This is a genomic window from Vibrio clamense (assembly GCF_050337905.1).
Taxonomy (GTDB): Bacteria; Pseudomonadota; Gammaproteobacteria; order Enterobacterales; family Vibrionaceae; genus Vibrio; species Vibrio cortegadensis.
In genome coordinates, this window is record NZ_JAKJTJ010000046.1 from 1 (window position 1) to 8,581 (window position 8,581).

Below are 8,581 nucleotides of genomic sequence, written 5' to 3' on the forward strand. Positions count from 1 at the left end.
CTACACACCTGTTCTTTTCGTGAAAAATGCCATCAAAATGACCATCGCACGTAGAAAGTTTGTCGGCTAATTAGCTGCAACGTCACGCAAGTCTCCTCGTTAGTAAGTTTTGTTGGCTCAAGTTCATTTTGCGCGGTTTCTTTTTGGTGGGAACTTCATTGAAAATCGTGGCTTCAGCGCACTTTGTTGTCAGGTTTCTCGCTCGAATTCTTTGCTATTCTGGCTCTTCGAATGACTCCAATTTCAGCTCATTTCGTTTCTTAGCCAAGTGCGTTTTGTTGTCTATGGTTGAGTTTCGAACTATCCGTTTTACTTCTGAATTAAGAACCAGTAGATTTGTAACTAATTCAACACCTTGGCGCTAAACTTGGCTCTGTCGTGCGGGCAATATAACAAAGCATTTAAGAGGGATTCTCAACGCTTGGCATTTTTGTATCTACTTCAAATTTAGTGTTTACGGTACAATACTTTAGGTCGGGTGGAGGCGTTGTTCACCCCTTAATGCGGCGTTAGCTTTATTATTAAAATTATTTAGGTTTCAAATGATTAAAGAGATAACAAACTCCATTAAAGCAGCGCTATACCAGAGAGTTAGCAGTCCGCTTTACGGTACATATATTTGTTCATGGCTTCTTTATAATTGGGAGTTAGTTCTCCCATTGATTCTAGGGACGAAAACGATTGACGAGCGTGTTGTTGCCTTTAAATCAGGGATATCGCCGGAGGCGTCAGGTTTCGAGTACAACACGATTATAGTCCCACTATTAATCACGGCATCATTACTTGTTATACAGCCTTTACTGCAACGATTTGTCTTTATATACACTGAATGGAACCGCAGTGAAGGCTTGAAAAAACGCGATAAATATTCAAGTGAAACAATGCTTACATTAGAACAAAGTAACGAACTGAGGGCTTCAGTTCAAAAAGTTCAACAGTTTCACCAAGAGGTCTTAAAAAACAAAGAAGAAGAAATAAACGAATACAAACGTCAGCTTGAATCTAAAGATAGGTCTGCTAACGCAATTAATGATGGTAATTTGAAGCTCATAGAAGAAAAGACAGAATTAGAAAGTGAAAAGTCAGAGTTATCAGTGAACTTAGCAACAGCGCGCGGGGAATTCGCAGAGCTAAAGTCAAAATATCAACGGTTAAGTAAGATTTTGTCCAATGCTAGGCAGGCTAAAAGAAACTTATCTAATCAGGTCAACTCCAACAGTTGGTTCGTAAATGATAAAACGATTAAGGAGTTTCCTCAGCTAGTTGCGTTGGATGGTAATACTTCAAATTCTAAACGCGCTAGTTACTTGAAGAATTTGCAGCTTATATCCAATGATTCTGACTGGTTATACTTGTGTAATGAAATTGCTATACACGGTTTCTCTAAAGTATGGAGCTTTGATATGGCAGACAGTTACTTTAGTGAGCTAATACGTCCTAACCTTGACTCAATGGATGAAGAGCAAATTCGTCGACTAACTCGCGTGATGGAAAATAATGGACAAATACGAGATCGAAATAGGGCTGAGTCAGATATGAAAATAGTTAGAGCGATTCTAGAGTCGAGGGCTGCATAAAGCTAACAAACAATTTAAGAGTGATTCCCCACGCTTGGCATTTTTGGTTTGGGTCTAGCTTAGTGTTTACGGCGTTCAAATTGGGTGCCGTGGTAGCGTGGCTCACACCTTAATTGGGCGTTATATTGCATAAGATTCAAAGGGTTAAATTATCCGTTTATCTTTGTTCTGCGTCCGAACTACACACCTGTTCTTTTCGTGAAAAATGCCATCAAAATGACCATCGCACGTAGAATGTTTGTCGGTTAATTAGCTGCAACGTCACGCAAGTCTCCTCATTAGTAAGTTTTGCTGGCTCAAGTTCATTTTTCGCGGCTTCTTTTCCGTGAGGACTTCATTGAAAGTTGTGGTTTCAGTGCACTTTGCCGTCAAGTTTCTCGCTCGAATTCTTTGTCACTTTGGCTAATCGAACTTCTCCAATCTCAACTCATTTCGTTTCTTAGCCAAGTGCGTTTTATTGTCTATGATTGAGTTTCGAACTGTCCATTTTACTTCTGAGTTCAGAACCAGTAGATTTGTAACCAATTCAGCACCTTGGCGCTAAACTTGGCTCTGTCGTACGGGCAATATAACAAACAATTTAAGAGTGACTCCCAACGCGTGGCGAGTTTACTCTGGTTTGAAATTTGTGTTTACGGTGCAATGGTTTAGCTTGGGTGTTATAGCGTTGTCGCACCTTAATTGGGCGTTATGCCGCAAGAGTGTCAATTTAGGTTAGGAGAATATATGGGGCTCTACATAAGAAAGAGTATTAGCGTTGGTCCATTTCGTTTCAATTTGTCAAAATCTGGATTGGGTGTTTCAGCCGGTGTTAAAGGTCTAAGAGTCGGAACTGGTCCAAGAGGTAACTATGTCCATATTGGATCAAATGGTATTTATTATCGCTCGACTATTCCGGTTGGTTCACAGGAAAGAATGGTCGGCAACACTATTCAGCCCAACTATCAAGAGTCATTCGAAGCACCGACTCATGAACCACTGAAAGAAATTGAGTCAGCACATGTTTCGCAGATAGTAGACTCTTCTTCAGCAGAGCTGCTAAAGGAGCTTAATGAAAAACAGAAAAAGTCCAGTTCATGGCCTTTTATTTTTATTCTATTCTTTGCTGTTGCTTTTGGAATTAATAATGCCGAACTCCCTAAGTGGGTTGTCGCTTTGACTGCTGTATTGGGGATTGTTTCTACTTGGATTTGTTATACGAGAGACACGTTAGCTAAGACGACAGTACTTTTCTATGACTTTGACTCCGAAATGGAATGTGCTTATGACAAGCTGTTTTCGGCAGCAGAACAAATGGTAAAAGCCAATAAATGTTGGCATATATCAGCTTCAGGCAAAGTCCTTGATAAAAAATATCATGCGGGTGCAAGCAATCTTATAGATCGAAAGCCGACATTGATTATGATCTCTGAACCACCTCGATTAAAAACAAATGTGAAGACAGTTTCTATTGCAGTAGGTCGTCAAACACTACATTTTTTTCCTGATCGAGTGTTGGTCTATGATACTACAGGTGTTGGAGCTGTGAGTTACCAAGATTTGGTTGTGATGGTCGGAGATAAAAAATTTATCGAAGACGAGTCAGTTCCTGCTGATGCATTGATCGTTGATAAAACGTGGAAATACGTAAATAAATCCGGTGGGCCAGACCGTAGATTTAAAGATAACCATGAGCTACCAATTTGCCTGTATCAGGAAATGTCATTTACAAGCCAATCAGGTCTTAATGAGTTAATTCAATTATCAACTCGTGGGCCAGCGGAAAAGTTTAAAGCATCTCTAAATGGTTTAGCAGCAGTTCTTCCAAGAGAAATTGACAGTGATAACATTGCGGCCTAACAAACAATTTAAGAGTGACTCCTAACGCTTGGCGGATTCACTTCGATTTGAGTTTTGTGTTTACGGCGCAATGGTTTAGCTTGGGTGTTATAGCGTTGTCGCACCTTAATTGGGCGTTATGTGAATCCAAAGGATTTGAGTATATGAAGAAGTTTTTAGTAATATTTGTGGCAGCTTTGTGCCTGATTTCAGTTGGTGCGCAAGCCAATGATCATAAATTGAAACAGGCATATGAAAACCATCAAAGTGATTTTCAAGTTCAGGGGGTTGGCACTGTAATTCGTTTGTTACCCGATGATAATGATGGAAGTCGACATCAAAAATTCATCATAAGACTGAAAAGTAAACAAACCTTACTTGTTGCTCACAATATCGATCTTGCGCCTAGAGTTTCTAACTTAAGGGTAGGCGATCGAGTTCAGTTTTACGGTGAATATGAATGGAATAAAAAGGGTGGTGTAATGCACTGGACACACCACGATCCTAACAATAGACATTCGCATGGTTGGTTAAAGCACAACGGTAAAAAGTACGATTAAAAATTCACATAACAAACAATTTAAGAGTGACTCCTAACGCTTGGCGAGTTTACTTCGATTTGAATTTTGTGTTTACGGTGCAATGGTTTAGCTTGGGTATCATAGCGTTGTCGCACCTTAATTGGGCGTTATATTGCATAAGATTCAAAGGGTTAAATTATCCGTTTATCTTTGTTCTGAGTTCGAGCTACACACCTGTTCGTTTCGTGAAAAATGCCATCAAAATGACCATCGCACGTAGAAAATTTGTCGGCTAATTAGCTGCAACGTCACGCAAGTCTCCTCGTTAGTAAGTTTTGTTGGCTCAAGTTCATTTTGCGCGGCTTCTTTTTCGTGGAAACTTCATTGAAAATTGTGGCTTCAGCGTACTTTGCTGTCAGGTTTCTCGCTCGAATTCTTTGTCATTCTGGCTAATCGAATGACTCCAATTTCAACTCATTTCGCTTTTTAGCCAAGTGCGTTTTGTTGTCTATGATTGAGTTTCGAACTATCCATTTTACTTCTGGGTTCAAAGCCAGTAGATTTGTAGTCAATTCAGCACCTTGGCGCTAAACTTGGCTCTGTCGTGCGGGCAATATAACAAACAATTTAAGAGTGACTCCTAACGCTTGGCGAGTTCACTCCGGTTTGAAATTTGTGTTTACGGCGCAATGGTTTAGATTGGGTGTTATAGCGTTGTCGCACCTTAATTGGGCGTTATATTGCATAAGATTCAAAGGGTTAAATTATCCGTTTATCTTTGTTCTGCGTTCGAGCTATACACCTGTTCGTCTCGTGAAAGTTGCCATCAAAATAACCATCGCACGTAGAAAGTGTGTCGGTTAATTAGCTGCAACGTCACGCAAGTCTCCTCGTTACTAAGTTTTGCTGGCTCAAGTTCATTTTGCGCGGCTTCTTTTTCGTGGAAGYTAAATTGAAAATCGTGGTTTCAGCGCACTTTGTCGTCAGGGTTCTCGCTCAAATTCTTTGTCATTCTAGCTAATCGAATTGCTCAAATTTGCCTAATTTCGTTTCTTAGCCAAGTGCGTTTTGTTGTCTATGATTGAGTTTCGAATTATCCGTTTTACTTCTGGGTTCAAAGCCAGTAGATTTGTAACCAATTCAGCACCTTGGCGCTAAACTTGGCTTTGTCGTGCGGGCAATATAACAAAGCGTTTAAGACGGATTCGCAACGCTTGGCGGCTTCAGTTTAAAGATATGCGTCAGTGTTTATGGCATAATGTCTTGAGTGCAGTGGTAGCGTTGCTCACCACTTAACGCGGCGTTATATGATGTTCTGGTGAGGAGTTATAATAGTATGAGTTTGTATGAAAAAGGTAGAGTGAATAAAGAGCAAGAAGACGCAATGTTGGTAGCTTCTGACTCTTGGTTTGCTGTAAAAACAGCCCAAGAAGCGGCAAAGTCGTGGAAACGAATTGTTGCTCTATTTGTGCTTGCTATCTTGTGCTTGTTTGCACCTGCTTTCGGATTTATAGTTCAATTTTTGCAATCATTTTTTAGTTAACTCGAGGTGAGGTCAATGATTTGTATGTGGCTTAAATTGTTGAAAGCAGGTTTGGTTTTTGCTGGCCACACTTGGTGTGGCGTATTATAAAGTCGTAAGTGGGGTTCACTAATGACTAGTTTTGTTACGTGGTTTGCTGGAAGATTGATTGGAAATTGGATCTGACGTAATAGGGTTGATCGTAACATATAACAAACAATTCAAGCTGACAGCCAACGCGCGGCATTTTCAGTTCCAATTAGTTTGGGTGTAATCGGTGCGTTGCTTTGGGTTCAGGTTTGCGTTGGTCTGCAACTTAATTGGGCGTTATGTTTTCGAAGGAAATTGGTAGTATGAGCCTCGAACTAAGAAATATAGACGAAACGAATTTCTATGAGATTTTCCAGTTACAGGTGGCTCAACATCAGCTAAATCATGTTGATAGCAACGCTATTTCATTGGCTGAAGCAAACTTTATGAGCTTCCCTTGGTTCAAAGGTATCTATTCCGACAATAATCCAATTGGCTTTGTTTTAGTCAATGCAGACACAGTTTCAAGTAAATTTGAGCTTTGGCGGTTCATGCTCGATGAATCTCAACAGTCAAAGGGTTATGGTCGTCTTGCTATCGATTTGTTGAAATCAGCACTGGTTAATGAATTCGAAGTATCGGCTCTATATACAAGTGTTGTTTCAAGTCCTGAAAGCCCTCAAGGTTTCTACGAAAATTGTGGTTTTGTATCAACAGGTAACTTAGTTGAAGGGCGTGAAATAGAGTTAAGTCTATCCCTTTAAATCCAAACATAACAAAGCGTTTAAGACGGATTCCCAACGCTTGGCGGTTTCGGCTTACTTTGGGTTAAGTGATTATGTCACAATGGTTTAGGTAGGGTGGTAGCGTTGCTCACCACTTAACGCGGCGTTATATTTCTGAGGTGAGAATTGAATAAGTTTTATCCATTATATAAATTTCGGGAAGTCAACGACTATAGTATTAATTCAATAGTTGAGAATACTATATGGTTTTCTCATGTTGATGATTTTAATGATCCTTTTGAGCTTTACTATAAAGTAACCGCAGGGATAAATTCAGATAATTTTACTCAATCCTTAGGCCTTTATCTTTCCAAAAGAGAAGAAGAAGGCAACAGTTTACCTATACCGAAAGATATGCTTTTGAGTATAATTTCGGAATCAGCGCCGGAACAACGTCGTATAATTATTGATTCGATTGCCGCTGAAATTTTACCACTACAAATGCAGAAAATTAATGAGGTGAGAAATGATAATAAGATATTCAGTTTATCGTTCGTAAATGATCATCCATTATTGTGGGGACATTATGCTAATGGTTTAAAAGGGATGTGCATTGAATATGACTTAAATAAGCAGCTAGAGCCTTTAAATATTGGTTATTGTCCTGTTAGATATGATGCCAAACCATATGCCATAAATATACTTGAAATGCTTAATAATCAAAAAAATATTTCAGATTATAGCGAAGAAATATTTGCAACTAAAAATGATGTTTGGAAATACGAACAAGAGTTCAGGTTAGTTTCTAAAAATAGTAAGATGCCAGGTAATCAATATCAGTTAGGTAATGACGTAATTAGATCAATTATAATTGGTGAAAAAATGTTAAACAAAGACATTTTAAGGGTTCGGAAAGCTATAGAAGGACGAAATATTAATTTATATAAAGCTATAGCTATACCTGAGGACTTTAGAATCGATATCATTGATTTCGAAGGTTTTTAACAGTGAATATTGGATTTCCTTCTTATCGAAGTGATTTTCTGTTTTTAAGCGTCATTTTCAATTACAGCGAGTGAGTTGAGTTAGAAAACCAAGTTAAATCGCAATTCTTTATCAAGCAAATCAACCTATTGATGTAAAATATAACAAGCAATTCAAGATGACAGCCAACGCGTGGCATTTTCAGTTCCAATTGGTTTGGGTGTAATCGGTGCGTTGCTTTAGGTTCAGGTTTGCGTTGGTCTGCAACTTAATTGGGCGTTATATGCAATTGCCTAAATCAACCTAGGAATAGCTCGAAGGTCGGCTTGAACTCATCAGCTTATCGAGTTCTTTCTGAGCTTTCTTAGGGTTTTCTAAGTCAGTAATTTCTATCATTTCACATTCGTCTCGAACCATTTCGTTGATAAGGCTAGGGTAGTGGCGACAATCTTCTGGTCGGTCGAAGTAAATACTGCATGTATATTTATCTTTCTCTTCTGGCTTTGACTTCGGCACTAACTCCAAAAATGGACAATGGTTTAATTGTTCTCTGGTTTCTGGATYAAACCAGATTTTCCCATCTTTCACATATTCAAAGATATCTGGATTAAACAGCTCCCACAGGTCTATTTCTTCCTGCGTGGCTGCTAAATCACCATCGCCATATTTGATGCAGCATTTCCCACATTGGTTGCAGTCTTTCATGGTGTTTACTTTGAATTAGAAGGCTATTGATTGAGTCTATCATCAATAGTGAAATTAGCTCTGCATTTGGCGTGGGAGTTTGCATATAACAAAGCGTTTAAGACGGATTCACAACGTTTGGCGGCTTCAGTTTAAAGATATGCATCAGTGTTTATGGCATAATGTCTTGAGTGCAGTGGTCGCGCTGTTCACCACTTAACGCGGCGTTATATTGCATAAGATCCAAAGGGTTAAATTATCCGTTTATCTTTGTTCTGCGTTCTAGCTACACACCTGTTCGTTTCGTGAATGTTGCCAGCAAAATGACCATCGCACGTAGAATGTTTGTCGGTTAATTAGCTGCAACGTCACGCAAGTCCCCTCATTAGTAAGTTTTGCTAGCTCAAGTTCATTTTGCGCGGCTTCTTTTTTGATGGGGACTTTATTGAAAATAGTTACTTATGCGCACTTTGCTGTCAGGTTTCTTGCTCGAATCCTTTGTCATTCTAGCTAATCGAAATACTCCAATTTCAACTCATTTCGCTTCTAAGCCAAGTGCGTTTTGTTGTTTATGATTGAGTTTCGAACTATCCGTTTTACATCTGAGTTCAAAGCCAGTAGATTTGTAACCAATTCAGCACCTTGGCGCTAAACTTGGCTCTGTCGTGCGGGCAATATAACAAAGCATTTAAGAGGGATTCTCAACGCTTGGCATTTTTG

7 protein-coding genes are annotated in these 8,581 nt (G+C 39.3%); 6 read left to right on the forward strand and 1 reads right to left on the reverse strand.

The features are described from left to right. The first annotated feature begins 542 nt into the window (after positions 1-542). From L4C39_RS19605 to L4C39_RS19630, 6 genes are all read left to right on the forward strand, one after another. The gene (locus L4C39_RS19605) at positions 543-1,577 is read left to right on the forward strand and encodes a hypothetical protein (RefSeq protein ID WP_429747631.1); all 1,035 of its coding nucleotides are present in this window, start codon (positions 543-545) and stop codon (positions 1,575-1,577) included. Positions 1,578-2,303: 726 nt separating this feature from the next. Further along, positions 2,304-3,416, forward strand: coding sequence for a DUF4236 domain-containing protein (locus L4C39_RS19610; RefSeq protein WP_429747633.1), 1,113 nt, complete (start codon positions 2,304-2,306; stop codon positions 3,414-3,416). A gap of 143 nt (positions 3,417-3,559) precedes the next feature. After that, positions 3,560-3,955, forward strand: coding sequence for a DUF3465 domain-containing protein (locus L4C39_RS19615; protein ID WP_136996129.1), 396 nt, complete (start codon positions 3,560-3,562; stop codon positions 3,953-3,955). Between the two features lie 1,297 nt (positions 3,956-5,252). Next, complete coding sequence (locus tag L4C39_RS19620) at positions 5,253-5,459, forward strand: hypothetical protein (RefSeq protein ID WP_429747635.1); 207 nt, start codon at positions 5,253-5,255, stop codon at positions 5,457-5,459. Positions 5,460-5,791: 332 nt separating this feature from the next. Further along, the gene (locus tag L4C39_RS19625; protein WP_429747637.1) at positions 5,792-6,232 is read left to right on the forward strand and encodes a GNAT family N-acetyltransferase; all 441 of its coding nucleotides are present in this window, start codon (positions 5,792-5,794) and stop codon (positions 6,230-6,232) included. 147 nt (positions 6,233-6,379) lie between these two features. Beyond that, entirely contained in the window at positions 6,380-7,198 is an 819-nt protein-coding gene (locus L4C39_RS19630) for a DUF2971 domain-containing protein (protein WP_429747639.1), read from the forward strand. A gap of 282 nt (positions 7,199-7,480) precedes the next feature. On the opposite strand, the gene L4C39_RS19635 is transcribed toward L4C39_RS19630, so the two are convergent. Then, entirely contained in the window at positions 7,481-7,882 is a 402-nt protein-coding gene (locus tag L4C39_RS19635; protein WP_429747641.1) for a YkgJ family cysteine cluster protein, read from the reverse strand. Positions 7,883-8,581 lie beyond the last annotated feature (699 nt).